General features: G+C 43.8%; 21 protein-coding genes and 7 tRNA genes. 4 read left to right on the top strand and 24 right to left on the bottom strand.

What is annotated here, in order from left to right; translation table 11 throughout:
• Positions 1 to 24: 24 nt before the first annotated feature.
• The 7 genes from G4407_RS12680 to G4407_RS12650 form a co-directional block, all read right to left on the bottom strand.
• Positions 25 to 231 carry a pro-sigmaK processing inhibitor BofA family protein gene (locus G4407_RS12680; RefSeq protein ID WP_008375529.1) on the bottom strand — a complete coding sequence of 69 codons (207 nt, stop codon included), beginning with the start codon at positions 229 to 231 and terminating at the stop codon, positions 25 to 27.
• 180 nt (positions 232 to 411) lie between these two features.
• Complete coding sequence (locus G4407_RS12675) at positions 412 to 900, bottom strand: deoxycytidylate deaminase (protein ID WP_008375533.1); 489 nt, start codon at positions 898 to 900, stop codon at positions 412 to 414.
• A gap of 11 nt (positions 901 to 911) precedes the next feature.
• Positions 912 to 1,541, bottom strand: coding sequence for a uracil phosphoribosyltransferase (gene upp, locus G4407_RS12670; RefSeq protein ID WP_173689183.1), 630 nt, complete (start codon positions 1,539 to 1,541; stop codon positions 912 to 914).
• Complete coding sequence (locus G4407_RS12665) at positions 1,523 to 3,061, bottom strand: L-threonylcarbamoyladenylate synthase (RefSeq protein ID WP_173689193.1); 1,539 nt, start codon at positions 3,059 to 3,061, stop codon at positions 1,523 to 1,525. The genes upp and G4407_RS12665 overlap by 19 nt, the downstream gene beginning before the upstream one ends.
• 38 nt (positions 3,062 to 3,099) lie before the next feature.
• A complete protein-coding gene (locus G4407_RS12660; RefSeq protein ID WP_173689182.1) occupies positions 3,100 to 3,843 on the bottom strand; it encodes an N-acetylmuramoyl-L-alanine amidase in 744 nt (247 codons plus the stop codon).
• Between the two features lie 75 nt (positions 3,844 to 3,918).
• The gene (locus G4407_RS12655; protein WP_173689192.1) at positions 3,919 to 5,778 is read right to left on the bottom strand and encodes a glycosyl hydrolase family 18 protein; all 1,860 of its coding nucleotides are present in this window, start codon (positions 5,776 to 5,778) and stop codon (positions 3,919 to 3,921) included.
• Between the two features lie 173 nt (positions 5,779 to 5,951).
• The gene (locus tag G4407_RS12650; protein WP_055248070.1) at positions 5,952 to 6,185 is read right to left on the bottom strand and encodes a hypothetical protein; all 234 of its coding nucleotides are present in this window, start codon (positions 6,183 to 6,185) and stop codon (positions 5,952 to 5,954) included.
• Positions 6,186 to 6,571: 386 nt separating this feature from the next.
• Between G4407_RS12650 and G4407_RS12645 the strand changes: the two genes are divergently transcribed.
• Complete coding sequence (locus tag G4407_RS12645; RefSeq protein WP_055248068.1) at positions 6,572 to 7,366, top strand: adaptor protein MecA; 795 nt, start codon at positions 6,572 to 6,574, stop codon at positions 7,364 to 7,366.
• 99 nt (positions 7,367 to 7,465) lie between these two features.
• Here G4407_RS12645 and G4407_RS12640 read toward each other — a convergent pair whose 3' ends face one another.
• Complete coding sequence (locus G4407_RS12640) at positions 7,466 to 7,675, bottom strand: DUF1858 domain-containing protein (RefSeq protein ID WP_022220329.1); 210 nt, start codon at positions 7,673 to 7,675, stop codon at positions 7,466 to 7,468.
• 232 nt (positions 7,676 to 7,907) lie between these two features.
• Complete coding sequence (locus tag G4407_RS12635; RefSeq protein WP_173689181.1) at positions 7,908 to 8,828, bottom strand: C40 family peptidase; 921 nt, start codon at positions 8,826 to 8,828, stop codon at positions 7,908 to 7,910.
• A 315-nt stretch (positions 8,829 to 9,143) separates the two neighbouring features.
• Between G4407_RS12635 and G4407_RS12630 the strand changes: the two genes are divergently transcribed.
• Positions 9,144 to 9,533 carry a Fur family transcriptional regulator gene (locus G4407_RS12630; protein ID WP_008375549.1) on the top strand — a complete coding sequence of 130 codons (390 nt, stop codon included), beginning with the start codon at positions 9,144 to 9,146 and terminating at the stop codon, positions 9,531 to 9,533.
• Between the two features lie 154 nt (positions 9,534 to 9,687).
• The gene (locus G4407_RS12625) at positions 9,688 to 10,233 is read left to right on the top strand and encodes an NADH peroxidase (RefSeq protein ID WP_055248064.1); all 546 of its coding nucleotides are present in this window, start codon (positions 9,688 to 9,690) and stop codon (positions 10,231 to 10,233) included.
• 141 nt (positions 10,234 to 10,374) lie between these two features.
• Here G4407_RS12625 and G4407_RS12620 read toward each other — a convergent pair whose 3' ends face one another.
• Positions 10,375 to 11,970: a DEAD/DEAH box helicase gene (locus G4407_RS12620; RefSeq protein ID WP_173689180.1), complete on the bottom strand. Its 1,596-nt coding sequence runs from the start codon at positions 11,968 to 11,970 to the stop codon at positions 10,375 to 10,377.
• 331 nt (positions 11,971 to 12,301) lie between these two features.
• On the opposite strand from G4407_RS12620, the gene trhA reads away from it, so the two are divergent.
• Positions 12,302 to 12,952: a PAQR family membrane homeostasis protein TrhA gene (gene trhA / locus G4407_RS12615; RefSeq protein WP_055248060.1), complete on the top strand. Its 651-nt coding sequence runs from the start codon at positions 12,302 to 12,304 to the stop codon at positions 12,950 to 12,952.
• Positions 12,953 to 13,064: 112 nt separating this feature from the next.
• Here the strand turns inward: trhA and G4407_RS12610 are convergent, their stop codons facing one another.
• From G4407_RS12610 to G4407_RS12545, 14 genes are all read right to left on the bottom strand, one after another.
• A complete protein-coding gene (locus tag G4407_RS12610; RefSeq protein ID WP_173689179.1) occupies positions 13,065 to 13,322 on the bottom strand; it encodes a GIY-YIG nuclease family protein in 258 nt (85 codons plus the stop codon).
• Positions 13,323 to 13,367: 45 nt separating this feature from the next.
• Positions 13,368 to 14,144: a M23 family metallopeptidase gene (locus tag G4407_RS12605; RefSeq protein ID WP_173689178.1), complete on the bottom strand. Its 777-nt coding sequence runs from the start codon at positions 14,142 to 14,144 to the stop codon at positions 13,368 to 13,370.
• 43 nt (positions 14,145 to 14,187) lie between these two features.
• The gene (locus tag G4407_RS12600; RefSeq protein ID WP_055248055.1) at positions 14,188 to 15,087 is read right to left on the bottom strand and encodes a SpoIID/LytB domain-containing protein; all 900 of its coding nucleotides are present in this window, start codon (positions 15,085 to 15,087) and stop codon (positions 14,188 to 14,190) included.
• 42 nt (positions 15,088 to 15,129) lie between these two features.
• Positions 15,130 to 17,598: a glycogen/starch/alpha-glucan phosphorylase gene (locus G4407_RS12595; protein ID WP_173689177.1), complete on the bottom strand. Its 2,469-nt coding sequence runs from the start codon at positions 17,596 to 17,598 to the stop codon at positions 15,130 to 15,132.
• Between the two features lie 38 nt (positions 17,599 to 17,636).
• Positions 17,637 to 20,798, bottom strand: coding sequence for an isoleucine--tRNA ligase (ileS, locus tag G4407_RS12590; protein WP_173689176.1), 3,162 nt, complete (start codon positions 20,796 to 20,798; stop codon positions 17,637 to 17,639).
• Between the two features lie 604 nt (positions 20,799 to 21,402).
• Complete coding sequence (locus G4407_RS12585; RefSeq protein WP_173689175.1) at positions 21,403 to 22,866, bottom strand: D-alanyl-D-alanine carboxypeptidase family protein; 1,464 nt, start codon at positions 22,864 to 22,866, stop codon at positions 21,403 to 21,405.
• Between the two features lie 27 nt (positions 22,867 to 22,893).
• Positions 22,894 to 24,606, bottom strand: a complete 1,713-nt coding sequence (locus G4407_RS12580) for an ABC-ATPase domain-containing protein (RefSeq protein WP_173689174.1) — start codon at positions 24,604 to 24,606, stop codon at positions 22,894 to 22,896.
• 127 nt (positions 24,607 to 24,733) lie between these two features.
• Positions 24,734 to 24,806: transfer RNA gene (locus tag G4407_RS12575), tRNA-Lys, on the bottom strand.
• Positions 24,807 to 24,840: 34 nt separating this feature from the next.
• Positions 24,841 to 24,913: transfer RNA gene (locus tag G4407_RS12570), tRNA-Phe, on the bottom strand.
• A 19-nt stretch (positions 24,914 to 24,932) separates the two neighbouring features.
• Positions 24,933 to 25,006: transfer RNA gene (locus G4407_RS12565), tRNA-Met, on the bottom strand.
• Between the two features lie 39 nt (positions 25,007 to 25,045).
• Positions 25,046 to 25,127: transfer RNA gene (locus G4407_RS12560), tRNA-Tyr, on the bottom strand.
• A gap of 55 nt (positions 25,128 to 25,182) precedes the next feature.
• Positions 25,183 to 25,255 (bottom strand) — tRNA-Thr (locus G4407_RS12555).
• A gap of 7 nt (positions 25,256 to 25,262) precedes the next feature.
• Positions 25,263 to 25,335 (bottom strand) — tRNA-Val (locus G4407_RS12550).
• Positions 25,336 to 25,379: 44 nt separating this feature from the next.
• Positions 25,380 to 25,453: transfer RNA gene (locus G4407_RS12545), tRNA-Asp, on the bottom strand.
• Between the last annotated feature and the right edge of the window lie 121 nt (positions 25,454 to 25,574).

The following is a 25,574-nucleotide window of genomic DNA, read 5'->3' as shown; positions in this document are numbered from 1 at the left end:
AGAAAAAAACGTTTTGCGCAACACCTACATAAACTGATAAAACATAATGCCATAAAGCATGGCAACTCCCGGAATTCCAAGACATCCGGACACAAAAAATGACAGGACATTTAGTCCGACAGAAACAGGAATGTTTCTATAGTCCATCCATTGATTGACCAGAAAAATACTGCCCATTCCAGTCAAAGCCCTGACAATAAAGTTTATCTGCCACGATCCTCTTCTTTTCATGCTCTGCCACCTCCTGCTTTATCTTATGAACTTTTTCACACAGATATGTTTTTTACCTCTGAAAAGAATTTCCTGTCAGATGAAAAAGAATGTGCCTTTTATTTCATAGGAAGTTCCTTTGAAATAAAAAAGAGTGCCACTGTCTGCACTTCGCAGTCCAATGGCACTTCCACATATCTTTTATAATTCAATTTCCACTTTTCGACCGGTCCGGTGATACTGATGGTATCGTACTCCGGCACAGTCAAACATCATTTTAGATGCTTTTACAGAAGTTGTATCTGCATACTTGTCTGAATCATAGATTACTTCTTTGATTCCACTCTGAATGATCGCTTTTGCACATTCATTGCACGGAAAAAGCGATACATAAAGTTTGGCTCCTTCAAGACTTCCTCCACTGTAATTCAAGATTGCATTCAGTTCACTGTGTACGGTGTATACATACTTTGTCTTCAGCGGATCCTCACCTTCCCGTTCCCACGGAAATTCATCATCCGAACAGCCTCGTGGCAGACCGTTGTATCCCATTGACAGAATTTTGTTATCTGCACTTACGATACAGCATCCCACCTGGGTATTCGGATCCTTTGACCGTCTTCCCGAGAGAATGGCAACTCCCATAAAATATTCATCCCAGGAAATATAATCCTGTCTTTTTCCACTCATGATCGATTCCTCTATTTTGTTCCGAAAATACGGTCTCCGGCATCTCCGAGCCCCGGAACAATATATCCATGTTCATTTAACTTTTCATCCAATGCTCCAATATACACTTCAACATCCGGATGAGCTTCCTGAAGCTTCTTTACTCCTTCCGGTGCTGCAATAATACACATAAAACGGATATTTTTTACGCCTCTGTTCTTCAGCATCTGGATCGCTGCGATACAGGATCCTCCCGTAGCAAGCATCGGATCTACTACAAATACTTCTCTTTCTTCACAGTCAGCCGGAAGTTTGCAGTAGTATTCTACCGGTTCAAGAGTTTCCGGATCACGGAACAGACCGATATGACCTACCTTTGCAGCCGGAATCATCGCAAGCATACCTTCTACCATTCCAAGTCCTGCTCTCAGGATCGGAACAACAGCAAGCTTCTTTCCTGCAAGCTCTTTTGCTGTCATCTTGCAGATCGGTGTCTGGATCTCGACATCCTGTAATTTCAGATCTCTGGTTGCCTCATAGCACATCAGCATTGCGATCTCACCGATCATCATTCTGAAATCCTTTGAACCTGTTTCCTCTCTTCTGATAATCCCGATTTTGTGCTGGATCAGCGGATGATCCATTATGTGTACATTTGACATTTGTTTTTTGCCTCCTCGTTTAACTTATTGGCAAGTTTTTTGACATACCCCTGGATCAGTTCATACATCTGCTCATACTGTTCCTGTGTCTGACCATATACAGACGGAATCTCTTTGCTTCCATTTACAAATTCACACAGTGTATAAACCTGTCCTTTCCCCGGATAATCATTCTGTATCTTTTGTTTGATACTGTCCTGCATTGCCAGAACAAGCGTATCTTCCCCAAATTCCTCTTCTGATAACGCAACAGTCTCATATCCTTCTGTCTCAATATGATGTCTCGCCAGAAGTTCTTCTGCTCTCGGATTCAGTGGCTCCGGGAATAGAACCACAAGTCCTCTCGCACACACCTCGTATTCCTGGAAAAGCGGCTGCTTTTTCAGAATTGCTGCTGCGATCGGAGCACGACAGTTCGCGCTGTTGCTCACAAATACGATCCTGCGGTAATCCTGAAGCTTCGTGATCTCAGATGCCTGCAGTACATGATGTCCTGCTGCTTTGCCCAGCCGGTTCATGATCGCAGTTCCGATACCTGCTTCCGGAAATGCTTCACTGTAAATGTAATCAACTTCCTCTTCATCAAATTCACGCAGGACTTTATAAAGGTTTCTCGCAACCGTCTTTTCATTCACACGGGAACCTATGCATTTTACTACACCGGTCGTATACTGATCAACCGATTCATTAGATGCAATGATCCCCACCTTATATCCAAGTCTTACCTGCTCGTAAGCAATCTGCTTGATCGCACGAACAGCCTCTTCAGGCTCTCCATCGACAATGATCATCTCTGCCTTCGGCGCGTAATGACGGTACTTCATTCCCGGTGCTTTCGGTGCTTTTGTGCTGTTCTCTGAAATCAAAGTTTCATCCACAGCCACCTCACCGATCACTTCACTTAACATCTCTTTTGTGATCGCTCCCGGTCTCAGGATCATCGGTGGTGTCACCGTCATATCCAGAATCGTAGATTCTACTCCGATATCTACACTTCCTCCATCCAGGATCATCTCGATCTTGCCACTTAAATCCTCTGCCACATGCTGTGCTGTCGTCGGGCTCGGTCTTCCGGATGTGTTGGCGCTCGGTGCTGATACATATCCGCCTCCTGCAAGGATCAGCTCGCGGGCAATCTCATCATCCGGCATACGCACAGCGACCGTTTCCAGACCACCGGTTGTTCCAAGCGGAACTTTTTCGTTCTTATTGAAAATCATCGTAAGTGGCCCTGGCCAGAAATGTGCCGCGATCTCATCTACAATAAGTGGTACAGATTCAACGATCGCACCCAGATCCTCCAGTCTCGCAATATGGACGATAAGCGGGTTGTCTGACGGGCGTCCTTTTGCTGCATAGGTCTTTTTCGCTGCCTCCTCATCAAGCGCATTTGCCCCCAGTCCGTAGACTGTCTCTGTCGGAAATGCCACCAGACCGCCGTTCTTCAGGATTGAACCTGCTTCTTCCATAATCTCCTGATCTATTTGGTTTCTGTCTATTTTTTTTATTATTGTTTCCATGTGTTTCATTATAGCATTATCCACATGGCATGGCAATTTTAATTTCCATACCCGTTCAGGTATTCCAGACATTTTGCGATTCCTTTTGCAACAGCTTCTGCAACCTGCTCCTGATATTCCTCTCCCGACAATTTTTCTGCCTCTTCCGGATTAGTCAGAAAACCGCATTCCACGATCACCGTAGGTACTTTTGTCCGCCTCAGAAGGTAATAGGTCTCATTTGCTTTTGCCTGCCTGTGATTTTCCGGATCAATCTCCTGCAAACTCTCCTGCAGGATCTTCGCAACAGCCTCTCCTTCCCGGGAATGGCTGTAATAAAATACCTGCGCTCCATGAATTTCCGGGTCTTCATAGCTGTTCTGATGGATACTCACTGTAAGGACAGGTTTCGTCTCGTTGATCATCTTCACTCTTGCCTGCATATCCTCTGTCTTTTTACTTCCGTCTCCTGTTGTTCCAAGCCCTTTATCCTCTTTTCTTGTAAGCTCTGCTGCTATCTTTTCCTTTTCCAGACATTTTTTCACTTTCTCAGTAATTGCCAGATTGATATCCTTTTCCAGAAGGTTATTCAGCCCGATTTTTCCAGGATCACTTCCCCCGTGTCCGGCATCCAGGATTACCTGGGTCTGCTTTGCCTCCACCTGATCCGCCTCGGTATACCTGCTTAATGTATAGCTGCCATAAATACATCCCGTCAGTAAAATAAGAGCCAGAACCCACTTTATTTTGCTCTTGAAAATAGTTTTCCCCCTTTTTACCATTTCACTGATTTTTTTATTCAAAAAAAGAGCCTCCAGCATATATTTTTACAAATATATGCTCGGAAAGCTCTTTTCTATACCTTTCTCATTATGTAATCAATTTACATATTTCTGAATCAGATCCCAGATATCGGAAGTCTCAAATCCAAGCTTCCATGCCGCCGTTCCTGCCAGATTATTGTCCTTCATAAGTCCGAGTTTGACTTCAAGTGAAGACGCATCCTCCAGCCAGATCCTGTAGGTTGAATCGTTATCTCCCTGCCACTCTGCATAGTTCTGCTTCGCCGTATCATCCCATGTCACAGTTGCTCCGGCTTCGCTTACCCGCTGTGCCGCTTCTTCCATGCCAAGTGCTTCGCTGGTAACTTTCATTGAATAGTTCGCAGCCTCGGTTCCTTGCTCTTCCGCACGCTCTTCGTCCGTCTTCGGTGTCTCATTCCACAGCCTTGTATAGAATGGCACTGCATTGATCACCTTTTCTGCCGGTACATCCCGCAGGGTTTCTTCAATTCCCTCTTTTACATAATTGTAAGATGCCACGGAACCTGCTTCATAGGAACCGGCAAAATGTTCATCATATCCCATGATGATCACATAATCTGCCATAACTCCCTGTTCTTCTCTGTGATAATGTGTGTTATAACCCTTCGGCACATAATTATCCACTGAAAGGACCAGATTGTTCACCCGGCACAGCACAGAAAGCTCCCGGATAAACTGAATGTAATGATCTCCGACATCCGTCGGTATCTGTTCAAAATCCACGTTGATTCCATCAATTCCATTCTGAAGTGCTGCATTTACCAGCTGATTCTCCAGATTCTCCCTGCTCGAAGTATGACTGAGCAGCTCCATATCGTCTACATTCTGGTCGAAATTATCAACCAGCGCCCATACTTCCAGTCCACACTGATGCGCATAATCCACATAGTCTGTACTTGCAATAGAACTGATATTTCCGGAATTATCCGTTACACTGAACCACGTAGGGGAAATCGTATTGAGTCCTTTTGTATCTGCAAGTGCATCTTCAATCCCTTCGTTGGCAGCTTCACTTGTGACCTGATGCCATACCAGGTTGATCTTGTAATCTTTCTTAATTCCTGTATAGTCCGGTTCCTCAAATTCTCTTGAGGTTGTCTCTTTCTTGGCATCTTTCAGCTTTGACTTCTGAATGTACCCGACAATTCCGGACTTTGTACAGACTTTTTTCCAGTCACTTACATCTTCAAGAACCGTAAGCTTATCTCCCTTTTTCACTTCTTCAAGCACCGGACTTTTTACACCGCCCAGAATCCTTACCTGGGAATCATCCTTAACCTTTGCCGTCTGACGCTCTCCAAACTTACTGGTGATCACGACTCTTGCCGGATCCTTATAAACTTCGTAGTCAAAATTTGCATATTTCTGCAGGAAATCCAGTGCAATATATGCTGTATCTCCTTCTGCCTTTACAATCGTATAATCCTCACTGTTCACAGTATCCGAAACAGAATAGTCCTTACTGTCTGCCGCTGCCTTTACCATATCTCTCGGCAGTGTATACAAAAGTATATGCTCATTGGAATCCCAGTAAAAACGATCGCTGATATAATCCTGTACAAAGTTATAAGACAGATATGCAGTTCCGCCTTCTGTAATTGCCTGAGCATCCAGTACCTCATTGTTGATCGTTACACCCATCTGCGACTTTGCCGTAATTCCAAAATATTTATTCAAATCATAGGTTTCTTTTGTCGGCCCATACTTTATCCAGTATATTGTTCCACCGGCAAGCCCAATGACAACTATAAAGATCACCAGCAATGCAATACACACGTTTCTGACACGGCGACGTCTTCTTCTTGATCTTCTCCGTCTCTGATAACCTACGCCCGGATCCTCGTATCTTGCAGCAGCTTTTCTTGCTGCCGCAGCTTTGCGTCTGCGCTCTCTTTCCCTTTGCTCATTGGTCATTCTTCTTTCGTCCACATGACACCTCCTGTTTGCAGCATATTTTCACAGCTTAACTAAGCTTGTAATATGCGCATACTTTAGGTTATTATACCACATATATCTGCCATTTGTACACATCTGAGAACTATTTCCATTCCCCACAGGTCATGTCCTGGCGAGGGGGCTCTGCTTTTTCATTCCACCTGTGAATGGTCTGTTCTTATACTGTTAAAATCCAGTTCCCGGATCATTCCCTGTTCATCCAGAATATAATCCCGCATATAATTACTTTCTTCTCTTACCATATGCGCTGACACGATCTGAAGCGGACTTGCCGGAAAGCCATTCATCTGCATCCGGACACCGCTACGCTCGTAATTTGTCAGTTCCGTAAATAAATCCTGATACTTTTTCTCTTGCTCGTCCATATTTCCCCCTTGAGTCAGACAGTTTTTACGGCAAAAAGCGACCATAAGGCAACACTTGTGATATATTACTTCTCCTGTGCTTTTTCCGATGACAAGAAAATGATCACTGTCCATACTTCGGTTCAATTGTTAGGTTCTGTTGATAAATCGTCTGATATGACCTGAATGTACTTGATTCGGTACGCTGTGTGCGAAATGCGTATGATAAATTCAAGATTTGTGCGATTGACTGGTCTGTCTTATTTTCCTGTAACGCCATTATAAGAAAGAGTTTATAAAAAAGCAAGCATTTTTTATTTTTTATTTTGTTTACATCGTTCCGTTTTTTGTTTATACTATTAGTAATTGTTCAGATAGATTTTTGATTGAATAGGAAGTGATACTTTATGAAGATAGAAAAGATAAATGATAATCAGATCCGCTGCACACTTACCCGGGATGATCTCGCCCAGAGACAGTTAAAGCTCAGCGAGCTTGCTTACGGCTCCGAGAAGGCAAAGTCTTTATTCCGCGAGATGATGCAGCAGGCCGCTTCTGAATTTGGATTCGAAAGCGACAATCTGCCACTGATGATCGAAGCAATCCCGACTGCCGGTGATTCTATCGTTCTGAATATAACCAAAGTTGATGATCCGGATGAACTGGATACCCGTTTTTCCAGATTCACACCTGCTCCTGCGGACGAAGCTGCTGATAAGCACAAATCCGTGCTGGAACATCTGAAAAAGCTTGACGGAGCCGAAGATTTTCTCGACATTCTCCGTCAGATGAAAGAGGCTGTATCCCAGCTCCCGGAGAACCCGGAAGCACTTACCGATACTCCGGTCCAGGAACAGGCTCCTGCTTCAGAAGCCAAAGAAGCAGCTCCTGCTGAACCTTCTGTTCCACCGGTCCGGCTTTTCTCTTTCTCAAGACTTGACAGTGTGATTCATGCCAGTCATTTTTTAGCTGAGATGTATGATGGTCCGAACACACTTTACAAGGATGAAGCAGAGAACATGTACATTCTGACACTTGCACAGGGGGAGCATCCGTCTTCTGATTTTAACCGAATCTGTAATATGCTCTCCGAGTATGGTTCACCGGAACAGGGTGGTGGTATATCACTTGCATTTCTGGAAGAGCACTGTGATATGATCCTTGCTAAAAACGCAATACAGACTCTGACTTCATTTAAATAACAGACAAATCCACAATTTTTAACTTGGCAAAAAAAGACGGGGACGGCAGATTAATGATCTGTCGTCCCCGTTAAATTATATCTTTTATTTATTCGCGGTCTATGCTTCAGCTGCTAAGAGTGCGTTGATCTTTGCGATAAGAAGATCTGCATCAATTCCATGAACCATTGCTGCTTCTTCAAGAGACTCACCCTGTGAAGCCGGGCATCCAAGACAATGCATTCCAACTTCCATAAGAACCGGTGCTGTCTGTGGAGCTACCTGAAGTAATTCGCCAATTGTCATTGTTTTTGTTACTTCGACTGCCATCTTTCTTCCTCCTTTGCTTTTCGTATCCCCTATTATAATACCATTTATCCCAAAAAACAACCTTAATATCCGACTGTATTGCTCGGATATTAAGGTTTCTTTGCTTTTGTAAAATATTTTCCCCGTTTTCCACAAAAAACGTATGTTTTTATGTGGATAATGTGGATAACCCACGGATATTCAGCATTTTCGCATTTTCCAAATGCCTGCTTTCACTGGTGTCTCCAGGCTTTTACACGATTCTTCTTACTGAAAGAATTGTCGTATAAGTCGCCGGTGAAATCCCGATTCCCTGTTCCGGGTTCTGTGCATTGACGATCTGACCGTTCCCAATATAAATTCCGATGTGGCCATCATAACAGATCAGATCCCCCGGCATCGCCTGATCATAGCTTACTTCCACGCCGGCATTAATCTGATCATACGTTGTCCGTGGAAGACTGATTCCAAAATGTGCAAATACTGACTGTACAAATCCGGAACAGTCCGCCCCATCTGTCAGACTTGTGCCGCCCCAGACATACGGATTCCCAATGAACTGGCATGCATAATCGACGATCGCCTGCCCATTTGACGCCGGCTGTGCGGAAACCTCGGTAGTCTCCGTCTGCTGTACATTTCCCTGGACTTCCTGCGTCATCTGCGCTTCTTCGGATTCCCTGGACACTGCATAGGTAAATGCTTCTGCTTCTTCTTTTCCTTCCTGCTGCGCTTCCGTTACCAGATTCTCCGCATACGTCTGCGCCTCTGCTCCTGTCAGTATATATTCTGTTTTTACATATCCGATGACATCTCCCGACTCAACTGCCGTCCATTCTCCCACAGGACCTGTGATCTTCGCCGCGTATCCCGGATACAACTTTCCGACATATTCACTTTCCTTTGTCGGTTCGCTTCTGACATACAGAAAACTTGTTACATTGGCAAATGCCATATCTAAATACTCACCCTTATTTTCCGGTACCAGATAATCCTCAGCTTTAATCTCCCTGTTCTGAGAATAAAAATCATTCAATACCGCTTCTATCCCTACGCCCGGCATCTTTACAGCTTCTGTGGTGTCCCCATCTGCTGCCATAACCGAAATTCCCGGAGATACTGTCATCCCCAGAAAAGTAACCAGGAACAATCCTTTTTTTAGATTTGAATGCATAAATCTCCCTCCTTCATGTATTCTTATCTTTTGTAATTGTTACGGAATTGTTACATTTGTTACGGTGATATTATATCAATCAATTTTCACATTGTCAAGTTTTCCTCATTTATTTCGTATTACACAGTTCTACACCGTTCTTTATACACATTGTTTTTTCGTCATATTTGTTACAAATTGTTACATCTCGCTTAACAGTATTTCCATTTTTTATTCTTTTATTCAATATACAATTTTTTATTGACATTATAAGAATATTATAATAATATAATCTTAGTAATTATTATTATTATCTATTTGTAGGAGGTGACATCAATGGCAAATTTAAAATACAGCAGACAGCGTGAGGCAATTAAGGACTATCTTTCCTCTGTTACAACACATCCAACAGCGGATACTGTATATATGCATATCAAAGAAGAATTTCCAAATATCAGTCTCGGAACCGTTTACCGCAATTTAAATCTGCTTGCCGACATAGGTGAGGCGATTAAAATTACAACGCCCGATGGCGGCGATCGTTTTGATGCACGTACCAATCCGCATTATCATTTCTATTGCAAGTGCTGCAAGCGAATGATTGATATGGATTTTGATCACATGGATAAGATCAACCAGCTCGCATCCGAAAGTTTCGACGGTCAGATTGAATCACACACCATGCTTTTCTACGGTATCTGCGGTGATTGTTTAAGAAAATCCTGACTATGTAGTATAAATTCAGAAATTTTGAAAAAACTTATCAATTATAGTTGACAAAAACAGATGTATATGTTATCTTAATATCAGTAACAGTTACTAATATTTCTAACTATAAAAATCAAATATACTATCAAAAAAAGAAAAGGAGATTATTATTATGAAGAAATTTGTTTGTACAGTATGTGGTTATGTATACGAAGGCGAAGCAGCACCGGAGAAATGTCCAGTATGTGGCGTAGGCGCTGACAAATTCACAGAAGTAAAAGAAGGCGAAAGAGAATGGGCTGCAGAGCATGTAGTTGGAGTAGCTAAAGGCGTAAGTGAAGACATCCTTGCCGACCTCAGAGCAAACTTTGAAGGTGAATGTTCAGAAGTAGGAATGTATCTTGCAATGGCAAGAGTAGCTCACAGAGAAGGCTATCCGGAAATCGGACTTTACTGGGAAAAAGCTGCTTACGAAGAAGCAGAACACGCTGCTAAATTCGCAGAACTTCTTGGCGAAGTTGTAACAGACAGCACAAAGAAGAACCTTGAAATGAGAGTAGAAGCAGAACACGGCGCAACAGCAGGCAAATTCGACCTTGCAAAACGTGCAAAAGCTGCAAACCTCGATGCAATCCATGACACAGTTCATGAGATGGCAAGAGACGAAGCAAGACACGGAAAAGCATTCGAAGGATTACTCAAACGCTACTTTGGCTAAGCTACAAGCCGAGCAGGGATAAATAGAAGAGCCCCTGGAAGAACGAATTTATTCATTCTTCCAGGGGCTCTTCTATTTATCCCTATTAGGCGACAGCCTGCAGCGAGAAGTAGCGCAGCGCATTCGAGCTGGCTCGACCTCCTATTTCTGGTTCGCCGGCTCCACAGCCACCGTCTTCCCTTTAATTTTCACATTCTTCATCGCATTCAGTACCTCACGGGCATATTCCCTCGGCACCTCAACAAATGTATATTTATCATACATATCAATCGTTCCGATCAGCTTTCCATCCATTCCGCTTTCCCCGGCGATCGCACCAAGAATATCTCCCGGACGTACTCTCTGCTTCTTGCCAATATTGATGAACAGACGTACCATTCCGTCCTCACCTGCACCGGTATCTCCAAATTCCCAGTCATTTTCCTCTGTATTTTTATTATCCTCTGTCATTCCACAGCAGATTTTCAAAAATGCTGCTGCCATATCCATTGCTGTAAATTCAGAATTATTGACACGTTCTTCGATCGCATTGATCATCATGTCCAGATCTTCCTGCTCGATCACACGCTCCACATCATCCAGAATATTTTCCATCTTAGTATTCGCAACGTCATTCAGTGACGGAACTTTCTGTGCATAGATCTTCGTCTTGCAGTATCTCTGGATCTCTTTCAGTTTGTAAACTTCTTTTCCTGATACGAAAGAAAATGCTCTTCCCTCGCGTCCTGCACGTCCGGTACGCCCGATACGGTGTACATAATATTCATCATCCTGCGGGAGATCATAGTTAAATACTGCTTCCACTTCATCTACATCAATTCCACGGGCCGCCACATCCGTCGCTACCAGGATCTCTGTCTTACCGGTCCGGAAGCCCTGCATCACGCGGTCTCTCTGTTCCTGCTTCATATCCCCGTGAAGTCCTGCTGCAAAATATCCGCGTCCGAGAAGTGCATTTACCAGAAGATCCACCTGCTTCTTCGTATTACAGAATACCACCGAAAGCCTTGGTGAATAAATATCAAGAAGTCTGGAAAGAACTTCCTCTTTCTTCTTCGGCTTTACATCATAATAATACTGCTCAATATTCGGAACAGTCAGTTCCTTTTTTGTAACTTTGATCACTTTTGCGTTATCCTGGAATTTCTTCGTAATCTCCATGATCGGCTTCGGCATGGTGGCTGAAAAAAGCACAATCTGGCGCTCCTCAGGAACACCACTTAATACAAATTCGATATCCTCGCGGAATCCCATGTTCAGCATTTCATCTGCTTCGTCAAGCACAACCGTGTGTACAAAATCCAGCTTCATCGTCTTTCTCCGCATGTGGTCCATCACACGCCCCGGAGTTCCGATGACGATCTGTGTTCCACTCTTTAAGGAACGGATCTGCTTTACGATATCCTGTCCTCCGTAAATCGGCAGGACCTTGATTCCATGCATATATCTGGACAGGTTGCGGATCTCGTCTGCTACCTGGATTGCAAGCTCTCTGGTCGGGCAGAGAACGATCGCCTGCAGCTTTTTCAGCTTCGGGTCTACCTTTTCCAGAATCGGGATCCCGAATGCTGCGGTCTTACCGGTTCCGGTCTGTGCCTGCCCGATCAGATCGATCCCGCTAATCATTGCCGGAATTGCCTTTGCCTGAATCGGCGAAGCCTCCTCAAATCCCATGTATCTTACTGCTTTCTGAATCTCTTCCGAAAGTCCCATTTCTTCAAATCTAACTGTTTCCATCCATTATCCTTTCTATAAATACATTACCAATTACAAATATGACCTTAAACTCCATCATATAAAATCTGCCAGAGCCCATTCTCGCGCCTGCGGCGGTCGCTTGCGACATCTTCCTCATCCGTCGCAATGCACAATAAAAAACTCCTTACTTGGTGACAATACAAGTAAAGAGCATCGTAACATTCGCGTTATATTCTAACAAATAATTTTTAAAAAGTCAATTTTCACTTGCATTTTATGCATAAACGGTATAATATACTCATATACTTAATGTAGTATTGATTACTACATATGATAGTTTTAATTATTCATCTCTAAGGAGGGATTTGTGATGAAAAAGAAACATATTAAAGATCCAGGAAGTGCAATCACACATTTTATCGGCATGCTGATGGCAATTTTCGCCGCATTTCCACTTTTAATAAAAGCAGCCCACGAACCGAGCCGGATTTACCTGATCTCGCTTGCAATCTATGCAGTCAGCCTGATTCTTTTATACGCCGCAAGCACAACCTATCATACCTTTGATCTTTCCGAACGTGTCAACACGATCCTGAAAAAGATCGACCATATGATGATCTTCGTACTGATCGCCGGAAGCTACACACCGATCTGCCTGCTGGTACTGGAACGCAGAACCGGACTTATCATGCTCGCACTTGTATGGGGTATCGCAATCACCGGAATCATTATCAAAGGGTTCTGGGTATTCTGCCCGAAATGGGTATCCTCCGTCCTCTACATTAGTATGGGATGGATCTGTGTCCTCGCATTCAGTCAGATCCTCAACAATCTGACACGTGCAGAATTCGGATGGCTTCTCGCCGGCGGAATCATTTACACGATCGGCGGTGTGATCTATGCACTGAAGCTTCCGATTTTCAACAATAAGCATAAGAATTTTGGCAGCCACGAAATCTTCCACCTCTTCGTGATGGGCGGAAGTGCATGCCACTTTGTTGTAATGTATTCTTTATTGTAAACCCTGCATCCTCGAAAAATCCGGAAATCTCACCCCACTAAAGCTGAGAAAGCAATTTCTTATTACGCACACGCCGACAGGAGAAGTAAATCTGCTTCTCCTGTTTCATGTCCTACTGCCCTGTCTCTTTATAGTTCATCACCAGCCCAAGCTTTGCTCTCCGCGTCATATGCTTGATCGCATACTCCCGCCGCATCGCCTCTTCCTTCGTCTCAAACTGCTCCAGATACACCAGCTCTACCGGTCTCCTGGATCTGGTGTATTTTGCGCCTTTCCCGGCATTATGCGCTTCCAGACGCTTCTCAATATCATTCGTCCACCCGGTATATAATGTTTCATCCTTGCATTTTAAAATATATGTATAATTCATCGCTTCAAAGAGGGACTAAAAAGCCCCTCTTCCTTTCTCCTGCTCTTATTCTTCAGCCAGATAGTCCATCGGATTGACCGGCTGACCATCTTTTAACATCTCGAAATACAGATTGCAGCCTTCCAGACTGTAATACTTGGTCGGGATCTCCAGATATCCGATCACATTTGCCGTTTCCAGATAATCACCGACTTTCACCTGCACTTCTTTGAGCTGTCCATACATGCACTCGTAGCCATTTCCCATATCCAGAGTCACCGTGATTCCCGTCTGCGCAAAGTTGTCAATGGATTTGACTATACCTGGTGCTGCTGCGATCACGTTATCGTTCACCGCACCGGATATGATCATCGCCGGATTATATCGATACTGGTCCAATGTAGAAAAATATACGGTTTTATCCATACTGTAGCTCATCAGCACATTGCCGTCCACCGGCCACAGAAGCTGGCTGTCCTCCCCGAAATTCAGGTTCATTGCCGTTCCTGCGGTCTGCGTGCTGTCCGTCTCCCATGTATCCATCCTGTTCTCTGTACTTCCATCTGCTGCCGTATTTGCAGCCTGGCTGTCCTCTTTTGTCACAGGCTCTTCATCTTCCAGCGCTTTCTTTGCAATACTGCTTGTCTCTTCCGCATTTCTTTTGATTTCTTCCTCTTTCGCCTGCTGTTCTTCCTCGATCTTTGCCTGCTCATCCTTCACATTTGCCCGGTAATTTCTCCATGTATAGGCTCCTGTAAGCACAATAGCAGCGGCAAAGCAGACCGCAAGACCGATCGACGCTCTTTTTCTCCTCTTATTAGAGGACTGCTGCTTTTTATTCATATTTTATCACCTCTGACAATATTTTTGCCAGAAAATGACCAGCTTATTCTCCCTTTTTGTTTTTTTCGATCACAATATCCGTGACCTCTTCCAGACTGACATCAGTGAAAAAATATTGCAGGATTTCTTCACAGGATTTCCCTTCCTCTGCCATCTTCTCTGCCGTGTACTGGCTCATCCCAAGACCGTGCCCGATTCCCTTCGCCGTAACCCTTGTCTGCCCGTCATAATCCTGAAGCGTAAAACATGACGAGGCAAGATGATAGGTTCTCCGGAATTCTTCACCATTTACTGTTTCACTGCCACAACGGACCTCTGTCACATACCCGGCACTGTCTGTTCCTGTCACTTCCATGTCGCTTCCCTGAATCATGGATACGGTCATCTCCTCTTTTGCCTCCACATCTTCGGGACATTCCCTGCTCTGAAGATACGGATACTCTTCCGAACCAAACACTTCATTTCCAGACCTTGTTTTCCCGTTGCTTAGCCGGTGATACGGAGTCAGGATCAGCCTTCCGTCATACAGCAGAACCTGTCCCTTTGTCTCATCCCAGGCAGCTTTCATCTTCTCATAATATTCTCCATAATGATCTGCTCCCCAGTTGCTCTCCATCTGCTGCCTGGTCCAGTATTCCTTCGTCAGGACAGTATTGGTGCCCTCATCCTGGATGCTTTTGTAAATGCTGGTCCGGATCAGCACTGCCTGTGCCTTTAACGTTTCCGCCCCCGCATCTGCCTCAATTTCTTTAGCCAGAATCCCGATCCCATATTCATCCAGCGAAATTTTTCTGTTCTTTTCGTCACTTTTTACGGTCACATACGGGCTCGTCCCATTGTCCTGCGCCAGACCGCTTCTGCCATTCAGCAGAATCGTAACCATATACGGAAGTAATATAAGAATGGCAGCAAAATAGCCTGCCTGTCTGAAGTATTTTCGCATAAATAAAACCTCCCATACCACTGTATGAGAGGTTTTGACTGATTATGCTTCTGGTTTAACTGTAACATAATCCAGTTTCCAGATATTATCAACATATTCCTGAATGGTTCTGTCTGAAGTAAATTTGCCACAGCTTGCTGTATTCAGGAGTGCCATCTTAGCCCAGCGATCCGGATCCTTGTAAGCTTCTTCCACTTTCTTCTGTGCTTCTGCATAAGAACGGAAGTCTTTCAGGATAAAGTATCTGTCCGGTCTGTCTCCACCCTGTGTATTCAGAAGTGAATTATACAGGTCGCGGAACATCTCATGGTCACCATGTGAATAAGTTCCATCCATCAACTGGTCAACGACTCTCTTAATATCCCAGTCATTGAAGTAGATTTCCTGCGGGTTATATCCGCCATTATTCTCATAGTTAATAACTTCGTCAGAACTGAGACCGAAAATAAATGCATTTTCAATTCCAACTTCTTCTACGATCTCTACATTGGCTCCATCCATAGTTCCAAGTGTCGGTGCACCGTTCAGCATGAACTTCATGTTACCTGTTCCGGAAGCTTCTTTGGAAGCGGTAGAAATCTGTTCGCTGACATCTGCTGCCGCGAAGATCCATTCTGCATTGGATACGCGGTAATCTTCGATAAATACGACTTTCAGCTTTCCATTGATACTCAGGTCATTATTTACCACATCTGCTACAGAGTTGATCAGTTTGATGATCTCTTTTGCACGGACATATCCTGCGGAAGCTTTTGCACCAAAGATAAATGTTCTCGGATAGAAGGACATCTCCGGGTGTTCTTTGATCTGGTTGTACAGATACATTACATGCAGAATGTTAAGAAGCTGTCTCTTATATTCATGAAGACGCTTAACCTGTACATCATAAATAGATCTCGGATCGATCTCTACTCCATTGTGTTCCAGAATATATTTTGCAAGACGTTCCTTGTTCTTGTATTTGATATCCATAAATTCTGCTCTTGCCTTCGGATCATCAGCAAGTGGTTTTAATTTTGACATCTGGGACAGATCTGTGATCCAACCGTCTCCGATGTGGTCTGTTACCCAGTCTGCAAGCAGCGGGTTACCATGAAGAAGGAATCTTCTCTGTGTGATACCATTGGTCTTGTTGTTAAATTTCTCCGGCATCATTTCGTAGAAATCTTTTAACTCCTGATGTTTCAGAATCTCTGTATGAAGTCTTGCAACACCATTTACAGAGTATCCCGCGATAATAGCCATGTGAGCCATTCTTACCTGTCCATCCATCAGGATTGCCATCTTACGGACTTTATCTTCATTACCCGGATACATGCGGCGTACCTGTTCTACAAAACGCCGGTCGATTTCCTGTACGATCTGGTACACACGCGGAAGCAGTCTTGAGAACAGGTCGATCGGCCATTTTTCAAGTGCTTCTGACATGATCGTATGGTTGGTGTAAGCAACCGTCTTTGTTGTTACTTCCCATGCTTCATCCCATCCAAGACCTTCCTGGTCAATAAGCAGACGCATAAGCTCTGCAACTGCTACAGTCGGGTGGGTATCGTTCATCTGGATCGTAACTTTTTCATACAGTTTGCGCACATCTTTGTGTTTCTTTTTATATTTATCAAGCATAACCTGAAGACTGGCAGATACAAAGAAGTACTGCTGTTTCAGACGAAGCTCTTTTCCTGCATAGTGATTGTCATTTGGATAAAGAACCTCTACGATCGTTTTTGCAAGGTTTTCCTGCTCGATCGCTTTATGGTATTCCCCGCGGTCAAATGCGTCGAGCTTAAAGTCTGTGATCGCCTGTGCATCCCAGATACGAAGTGTATTCACAACATGGTTTCCGTATCCTACGATCGGCATATCATATGGAATAGCAAGTACGGATTCATAATTTTCCTGAATAAAATTATTCTTTTTGGTCTCTTCATTATACTGTACACGGATCGTACCACCAAAACGGACTTCCTTTGCATACTCGTCACGACGGATTTCAAACGGATTGCCATCTTTGAGCCAGTTATCCGGTACTTCTACCTGATAGCCATCTTTGATCTTCTGTTTGAACATACCGTAGCGGTAACGGATTCCACAGCCGTAAGCTGCGTATCCAAGAGATGCAAGCGAATCCAGGAAGCAAGCTGCAAGACGTCCAAGACCACCATTACCAAGTGCCGCATCCGGTTCCTGATCTTCTACCACATTCAGATCAATGCCCATCTCATCAAGGGCTTCTTTTACTTCTTTATATGCAGTCATGTTGATCAGGTTGTTGCCAAGTGCACGTCCCATAAGAAATTCCATCGACATATAATATACGGTCTTTGGATCTTCTTTTTCGTATGTTTTCTGTGTTGCAAGCCAGTCATCTACGATTGCTTCTTTTACTGCATAAGATACTGCCTGGAAAATCTGCTGCGGAGTTGCTTCTTCAATCTCTTTACGATACAGTGTCCGCACATTTTCTTTCACATCATTTTTAAAAGTTTCTTTTTCAAATCTTTTACTGTACATACTTATATTCCCTTCTCATTTTTGCGCAGCGGCAGGGATTATTCTCCCTGCTTTTCTACGCCCATATTTACAGCTTCGCCGTTGATCTTCCAGTCTTTCACATAGCCTGCAGGTTCAGCTTTTTCAACTGCAACTGCAAGTGTCTCCTGTCCGATCTGCTCTGCATACTCTGCAAATACTTTTTCTGCTTTTTCGCTTCCGTCGTAAGTTACCCTGATCTTGTCCATAACTTCAAATCCGGCTTCCTTACGCATGGTCTGGATCTTACTGATGATCTCACGTACAAATCCTTCTGTCAGAAGTTCTTCTGTCAGGTTTGTATCCAGTACAACGGTGATACCATAGTCGCTCTCAGATACATATCCTTCCATCTGTGCCATATCGATCAGAAGGTCTTCTTTTGCAAGTTCGATTTCCTGACCGTTCGCCTGAAGCTTCAGAACACCTGTCACATTCAGTTCATCCATAGCGGCATTTCCGTCCAGATTATTGAGTTCATTTTTGATTCCACCTAACATTTTACCATATTTTGGTCCAACTGTCTTTAACTGTGGTTTAAATGTATAAGAAGTAAATGCACGAACATCCTCAGTCAGCTCGATTGCCTTTACATTCAGCTCGTCTGCCACGATATCCTGATAGAACTTTGGCAGATCAGAAGCGCCTTTTACGAACATCTTTCCGATCGGCTGACGGTTCTTGATATTGGCTGTATTACGGCATGCACGTCCCATTACAACGATCTTCAGGACTTCGTCCATGTTCTCTTCCAGAGTCTTGTCGATGTAAGCTTCGTTTGCAACCGGATAATCACACAGGTGGATACTTTCCGGAGCGCTTTCATCTACGCTTCTTACCAGGTTCTGGTAGATTTCTTCTGTCATGAACGGGATCATCGGTGCTGCAACCTTTGATACAGTAACAAGTGCTGTATACAGAGTCATATAAGCATTGATCTTATCCTGTTCCATTCCTTTTGCCCAGAAACGTTCACGGCTGCGTCTTACATACCAGTTACTCATATCATCTACGAAATCCTGAAGTGCTCTTGCAGCTTCCGGAATCTGGTAATTTGCAAGATTGTTATCGACTGTCTTGATCAGTGTGTTCAGTTTGGATAGCAGCCATTTATCCATTACAGACAGCTTCTCATATTCGAGTGCATATTTGGTTGCATCGAAATCATCAATATTTGCATACAGTACGAAGAATGCGTAGGTATTCCAGAGTGTTCCCATGAACTTTCTCTGTCCTTCCATAACAGCTTTTCCGTGGAAACGGTTCGGCAGCCATGGTGCACTGTTTACATAGAAATACCAGCGGATTGCATCTGCTCCGTAAGTCTCCAGTGCATCGAACGGATCAACTGCATTTCCTTTGGATTTACTCATCTTCTGACCATTTTCATCCTGCACATGTCCGAGAACGATTACGTTCTGGTATGGTGCTTTGTTGAAGATCAGAGTTGAAATTGCCAGCAGAGAATAGAACCATCCTCTTGTCTGGTCAACGGCTTCGGAAATAAACTGAGCCGGGAACTGCTGTTCAAATAATTCTTTATTTTCAAATGGATAATGGTGCTGTGCAAACGGCATAGATCCGCTGTCGAACCAGCAATCAATTACTTCCGGTACACGGTGCATCTGTTTTCCACACTTCGGACACTTGATGGTTACATCATCGATGTATGGACGGTGAAGCTCGATATTATCCGGGCAGTTGTCTGACATGGATTTCAGTTCTTCAATACTTCCGATGGAGTGCTGGCATCCGCATTCGCATTCCCAGATATTCAGTGGAGTTCCCCAGTAACGGTTACGGCTGATACCCCAGTCCTGAACATTTTCAAGCCAGTCACCGAAACGACCTTTACCGATGCTTTCCGGAATCCAGTTGATGGTATTGTTATTTGCGATCAGGTCATCTTTAACTTCTGTCATCTTGATGAACCATGATTCTCTTGCATAGTAGATCAGTGGAGTATCACATCTCCAGCAGTGTGGATAACTATGTTCAAACTTCGGAGCATCGAAGAGAAGTCCGCGTGCATCCAGATCTTTTAATACTTCCGGATCTGCTTTCTTTACAAAAAGTCCTGCAAATGGAGTGGTCTCACCCATATCACCTTTTTCGTCAACGAGCTGTACGAATGGCAGGTCATATTTACGTCCTACTTTCGCATCGTCTTCACCAAATGCCGGTGCCAGATGAACAACACCAGTACCATCTGTCAGCGTTACATAATCATCACAGGTAACAAAGAATGCTTTCTTTTTCTGTTTTGCTGCGCAGTCATATGCACACTGGTAAAGCGGTTCATATTCTTTGTATTCCAGATCTTTCCCTTTGTAAGTTTCAAGAACTTCGTATGCCGGTTTGTCTTCTTCTGCAAATTTTCCAAGAATGGTGTCGAGCAGAGCACATGCCATGTAATAGGTATATCCGTCTGCGCATTTTACTTTTGCATAATCTTCTTCCGGGTTTACGCAGAGTGCGATATTAGAAGGAAGAGTCCAAGGTGTGGTTGTCCATGCAAGGATGTATGCATCTTCATCTTTGACTTTGAAACGAACGATAGCAGAACGTTCTTTGACATCCTTATATCCCTGTGCAACTTCCTGTGCTGAAAGCGGAGTTCCACAGCGTGGACAGTAAGGAACGATCTTAAATCCTTTGTAAAGGAGTCCCTTATCCCAGATTTTCTTCAGAGCCCACCATTCAGACTCGATAAAGTTATTATCATAAGTAACATATGGATTTTCCATATCTGCCCAGAAACCTACTGTAGAAGAGAAATCTTCCCACATTCCTTTGTATTTCCAGACACTTTCTTTACATTTATTGATAAATGGTTCTACACCATATTTTTCAATCTGATCTTTTCCGTCAAGGCCGAGCAGTTTTTCTACTTCCAGCTCTACCGGCAGTCCGTGAGTATCCCATCCTGCCTTACGCGGAACCATGTAGCCCTTCATTGTACGGTATCTCGGGATCATATCTTTGATTACACGGGTAAGAACGTGTCCGATATGCGGTTTTCCATTTGCTGTCGGAGGTCCATCGTAGAAAGTATAAGTTTCTCCTTCTTTACGATTCTCCATACTTTTCTTGAAAATATCTTCTTCATTCCAGAATTTTTCAACTTCTTTTTCTCTGTCTACAAACTTCAGGTCTGTATCCACTTTTTTGTACTTAGCCATGATAAGCTCCTTTCTGAATCAATGACTTTGTATGCATTTTTGGGTATATAGAAAAAATGTGTCCCGGCACGTAGTGCCCTTAATTTTGCAGGAAGTTTTTTGGAATTTCCTGTAAAATTAAAAAAGAATGTGCCTCGGCACATTCTCGCGCCGAGCGCGGTCGCTTGCGACATTCTTCATCTTCGTGCGAGTGCGCATCTCCGGCACGCAGTGCCTTTTATTTCATAGGAAGTTCCTTTGGAATTTCCTATGAAATAAAAAAGACTTTCACCCGTAAAAGGACGAAAGTCTGTACATCGTTAACCACCTGTTACTGCATACCAGCATATGAGTTTCCTGTAACGGGGGAAATAACCGTCAGAACTTACTCGCCAGACTGCTTTCAGTTGCTGCAACTCGGAAGTGATGTTCAGATCTACCCTACTTGCACCGGTCTTCCACCATCCCCGGCTCGCTTTACCTTTCAAATAAACCTTACTGTCTTCGTCAATGTCTTTTGATCTTTTTTCACCATTTCTAGGTTATTATAATAAAGAACCCCTTGCTTCGTCAAGGGGTTCTGCGGTATTTCATGATTCTTTCCTTATATTTAACTGACCAGACGTTAATCTTTGTCAACTTCTCTTCTGCGCTTTCTGTTTGTTTCCACTTTCTTCTTTCTCATATGTTTCAGAACAGCTCTCCATACAATAATCAGTATAAGCACTGCAGCAATCGCACAGATTACAAGGATTACCTCTCGTGGTATTGTACTCTGAGCCTGCTTCTGTGTTTCACTGCCTGACTTATCGCCAGGCACCTGTGTTTCATTTTCTGTGTTATCCTTCTGCAGATATTCATCACTCAACGTCACAGCTGCTTTTCCGACCGGGTTGCCCTGATAAGTATAAGTTACTGTTCCGGTGCTGCTGTTCGTATCATCCTGTGTAATCTCGTAATCCAGGTTCTCGAAATTCACATTTTCCGGGAGTACAACATATGCATCCGGATCGATCTCTTTAAAATCACCAGAATCCTCATAATCAGCGATCGTATATTTTGCAAAATTATTAAATCCATAATCGAGCAGATTGATGGAATCCGGATATACATTCTTGCCATGGGTTTTAAGTACAACACTGATCAGCTCCAGATTGTCATCTGTCGCACAGGATACCAGTGTATTCAGTGCCTCATCTGTATACCCGGTCTTTCCGGCGATCGTCTTCGGATAATAATAATCACTCCAGTCGTAGAACATCAGATCTCCCTGCTGGAAAGTTCTCGCCTGATCCACCAGATTCGTTGCGCCGATCGTATACTGCAATGTCTGTGCAATGGTCTTAAATTCTTCGTGATTTTCAAGCAGTTCCTGCGTGATCAACGCCATATCCCGTGCAGTTGTATAATGATTCTGCGCATTCAGTCCATTCGGATTTTCAAAATCAGAATTTACCGCGCCAAGTTCTTTTGCACGTTCATTCATCTTCGCGATAAATCCGTCATATCCAAGTCCTCCAACATTTTCAGCGATCGCATAGGCAACTTCATTTGCCGATGCCATCAGAAGTGCATGGAGCGCGTCATTTAAAGAAATTTCCTCCCCTGCGATCATTCCGATATAAGCATCGCCTTCCGTCACACAGTCTACACTGTTCTGTGTGATGGTGATCTTGTCATCCAGATTTCCATTTTCCAGAGCAATCAGTGCCGTCAGAATTTTCGTGATACTTGCCGGATAAGCTTTCCCATCAATATTTTTGGCATAAAGGATCGCGCCACTTTTTGCTTCCATAACGATTGCAGCTTCTCCGTACGTTGCCGGTCCTTCCGGCCAGTTCTCCAGTTCATTGCTTGCAATCTTCATATCATGCGCCTGCTGTGTCACTTCCTCAATTTTCTGCTTCTGCAGGGCTTCAATTTCTTCTTCCTTTTTACCGGAAGTCTCTTCCTCTGTCAGATTATAGTTGCTGACCGTTGTATCGATCGGCTCATTTGCCGACGTATCTTCTGCAAATGCATTCATTCCAAGGCTTCCAACCATCATTGCCACCAATGATGCACTTAAAACTTTCTTCCATCTCCTCACGGATCTTCTCCTCCAAATTCTTTCCTCTTATCCAATAAATCCCCGATATCTGTTCAGACACGCGTATATATCCTGCTTCCGGATTTGTGCCATCGATACAGAAAGATAGCTTCCCCCACAAAGGGATGCCAGTCCCTGTTTCTGAATCTGATCCCAGAGTTTTTCTACACAGATATCCACATCCTGCTCTTTCCGTTCCATTTCTTCCAACAGATTCTTCAGACAGTATGCTAGTGCGGTTGTCTGCTCTGAATCCAGTATCTGCTCCACATATTTCAGATCCACATTTTCTCTTCCTATAGAAAAGGAATCTTTTCCAAACTGTTTTATTTTAACCTGGTCTCTTTTCTTTTCCATTTTTCCGGCTCTTAAATTTCTGTGCTTTTTCTTATCAAATAACACTGCTACATCAACCGGAACCTTCTTTTCATCAGTCTCACATTTACCGACAATCACTTTTTTTACTTTATCTGTGATATCGTATGTCCGGTAATTATCCATCTGCAGCACATGATCGGCAATATAAAAATAAGATCCTGAGCTTCCGGCTACCAGAATAATGGAAATTCCCTGCTTCTCATATAAATTTCTCGCCTGAAGCGTGAATGGAGTGATCGGCTCCTGTTCACCGGATACCACTGCCTGCATCAGTTCATCCCGAACCATGAAGTTCGTCGCACAGGTGTCTTCATCGATCAGAAGACATTTTGCACCTGACTGTACCGCTTCAACTACATTCGCAGCCTGTGAAGTCGAGCCGCTGGCATCCTCTGTAGAAAAGTTCACCGTATCCTTCTTATTCGGCAGATCATTGATAAATGGTAAAATATTGATATGGGACACACTTCTTCCATCTTCAGCACGGATCTTCATTGCGGTATCAGAAGTAATCGCATATTCTCTTCCATCACCGGCAATATGATTGTAAATGCCTTGTTCCAATGCCTTCAGAAGCGTGGATTTTCCATGGTATCCACCGCCTACGATCAGAGTAATTCCCTCCGGGATTCCCATTCCTTTTAATTTTCCCCTGTACGGAAGATCCAGTTCTATCTCCATACTCTCCGGTGCTTCAAAAGCGATCGCGCCCTTCATGGGCTTCTGTGATACCCCGCTCTCTCTTGGTAATACCGAACCATTTGCCACGAATGCGATTAGTCCCCGTTTTGTCAGTTCTCTTCTAATATAATACTGATCTTCCGCCAATTCTATACACTTTTTCACGTCCTGCTTGTTCAGGTTCTGATAATATAAGGATCTGTCCACAGCTTCCGGAAGATATTCAAACAAAATCTTCTTCAGTTCAAATGCATTGATCGTCCGTCCATTTGCTGGAAATCCCACTTCAAAACGTACCAGAAGGTCTCCATTCTGAATCTCAAATGCAGTTCTCTCCAGAACTTCCTGTCCGCAGCGGCTGATTCCGATCAGTCCACTTTTTCCCGAACCTTTTGCCTGAAACATAAATTTGGAAACAGCTTTTCCAAACTGTCTGGTAAGATAGTCCTGTAGTGCAATTCTTCTATGATCACTGGTATAATACTCTTCAGGAAATCCAGCCTGTGCTTTCTTCACCTGGATACTCAGCTTTGACGGAGAAGCAAACGGATCTCCCTGAACATGATCGATATTAAGCTGATATCCCTGGAATTGATAGCTCCCTCTCAAATCTTTGTAAGCCGGATAACTTCTTCGGTTGATACTCATCAAATTCTTTTCTAATTCTGCTGCTGATTTCATATCCCGCTCCCCTTTTTTATTAAATTTTATAAGTTTTTTCGTTTCACGGGAAGCACTTTCAATATTTCCTACGAAACGAAAAAAGATGTAAACCCTCTTTTATACAGGATTTACATCTTCTAAGTCATGAAGCATCGGGGATTCGAACCCCGGACAACTTGATTAAAAGTCAAGTGCTCTACCACCTGAGCTAATGCTCCATCTGTTATACAGCTTGTCTTCTCTCGAAGACAGTGCCCAGAACCGGAATCGAACCAGTGACACGAGGATTTTCAGTCCTCTGCTCTACCGACTGAGCTATCTGGGCATACACACTAATGTGTGAGTTGCGGGAGCAGGATTTGAACCTACGACCTTCGGGTTATGAGCCCGACGAGCTACCAGACTGCTCCATCCCGCGATGATATCTCATTATAGCACATCTTTTTTAAATATGCAATGGGCGGAGGTGGATTCGAACCACCGAAGCAAATTGCAGCAGATTTACAGTCTGTCCCCTTTGGCCACTCGGGAATCCACCCATATGAAGTTTTACTGTCTCCCAACAGACATCATTCAGATTAACTGTCTGATGCAAGCCGATGATCGGACTCGAACCGATAACCTGCTGATTACAAATCAGCTGCTCTGCCAATTGAGCCACATCGGCATATCAATGGGACCAATAGGGCTCGAACCTATGACCCTCTGCTTGTAAGGCAGATGCTCTCCCAGCTGAGCTATGATCCCATGATAATTTAATTAAGCAATCAGCAACAAGTACTTTTTGCAAGCGACCCGAATGGGACTCGAACCCACGACCTCCGCCGTGACAGGGCGGCGCTCTAACCAACTGAGCCATCGGGCCATACCTAAAGGTATCTCATGTACCTTCAAAACCACATACAAACTTAAATCTTTACTCCATCCATTTTCTTACCCTGTCCTACCTTCTTGGTTATGCCCTCGACCGATTAGTAACAGTCAGC

The sequence above is a fragment of the Allocoprococcus comes genome (genome assembly GCF_013300725.1).
Lineage (GTDB): Bacteria > Bacillota > Clostridia > Lachnospirales > Lachnospiraceae > Allocoprococcus > Allocoprococcus comes_A.
Note: the sequence above shows the minus strand (reverse complement) of the source record. Positions and strands in the feature narration are given on the sequence as shown.

What these genes read in the sequence shown, in the direction of transcription:
- G4407_RS12635 (WP_173689181.1), bottom strand. Translation starts at nt 8,828, where the DNA reads ATGCATTCAAATCTAAAAAAAGGATTGTTCCTGGTTACTTTTCTGGGG.
- G4407_RS12605 (WP_173689178.1), bottom strand. Translation starts at nt 14,144, where the DNA reads ATGAATAAAAAGCAGCAGTCCTCTAATAAGAGGAGAAAAAGAGCGTCG.
- G4407_RS12665 (WP_173689193.1), bottom strand. Translation starts at nt 3,061, where the DNA reads ATGGAAACAATAATAAAAAAAATAGACAGAAACCAAATAGATCAGGAG.
- G4407_RS12580 (WP_173689174.1), bottom strand. Translation starts at nt 24,606, where the DNA reads ATGAAATCAGCAGCAGAATTAGAAAAGAATTTGATGAGTATCAACCGA.
- trhA (WP_055248060.1), top strand. Translation starts at nt 12,302, where the DNA reads ATGAAAAAGAAACATATTAAAGATCCAGGAAGTGCAATCACACATTTT.
- G4407_RS12610 (WP_173689179.1), bottom strand. Translation starts at nt 13,322, where the DNA reads ATGAATTATACATATATTTTAAAATGCAAGGATGAAACATTATATACC.
- G4407_RS12600 (WP_055248055.1), bottom strand. Translation starts at nt 15,087, where the DNA reads ATGCGAAAATACTTCAGACAGGCAGGCTATTTTGCTGCCATTCTTATA.
- G4407_RS12630 (WP_008375549.1), top strand. Translation starts at nt 9,144, where the DNA reads ATGGCAAATTTAAAATACAGCAGACAGCGTGAGGCAATTAAGGACTAT.
- G4407_RS12625 (WP_055248064.1), top strand. Translation starts at nt 9,688, where the DNA reads ATGAAGAAATTTGTTTGTACAGTATGTGGTTATGTATACGAAGGCGAA.
- G4407_RS12680 (WP_008375529.1), bottom strand. Translation starts at nt 231, where the DNA reads ATGAAAAGAAGAGGATCGTGGCAGATAAACTTTATTGTCAGGGCTTTG.
- G4407_RS12675 (WP_008375533.1), bottom strand. Translation starts at nt 900, where the DNA reads ATGAGTGGAAAAAGACAGGATTATATTTCCTGGGATGAATATTTTATG.
- upp (WP_173689183.1), bottom strand. Translation starts at nt 1,541, where the DNA reads ATGTCAAATGTACACATAATGGATCATCCGCTGATCCAGCACAAAATC.
- G4407_RS12640 (WP_022220329.1), bottom strand. Translation starts at nt 7,675, where the DNA reads ATGGCAGTCGAAGTAACAAAAACAATGACAATTGGCGAATTACTTCAG.
- G4407_RS12645 (WP_055248068.1), top strand. Translation starts at nt 6,572, where the DNA reads ATGAAGATAGAAAAGATAAATGATAATCAGATCCGCTGCACACTTACC.
- ileS (WP_173689176.1), bottom strand. Translation starts at nt 20,798, where the DNA reads ATGGCTAAGTACAAAAAAGTGGATACAGACCTGAAGTTTGTAGACAGA.
- G4407_RS12655 (WP_173689192.1), bottom strand. Translation starts at nt 5,778, where the DNA reads ATGACCAATGAGCAAAGGGAAAGAGAGCGCAGACGCAAAGCTGCGGCA.
- G4407_RS12595 (WP_173689177.1), bottom strand. Translation starts at nt 17,598, where the DNA reads ATGTACAGTAAAAGATTTGAAAAAGAAACTTTTAAAAATGATGTGAAA.
- G4407_RS12620 (WP_173689180.1), bottom strand. Translation starts at nt 11,970, where the DNA reads ATGGAAACAGTTAGATTTGAAGAAATGGGACTTTCGGAAGAGATTCAG.
- G4407_RS12650 (WP_055248070.1), bottom strand. Translation starts at nt 6,185, where the DNA reads ATGGACGAGCAAGAGAAAAAGTATCAGGATTTATTTACGGAACTGACA.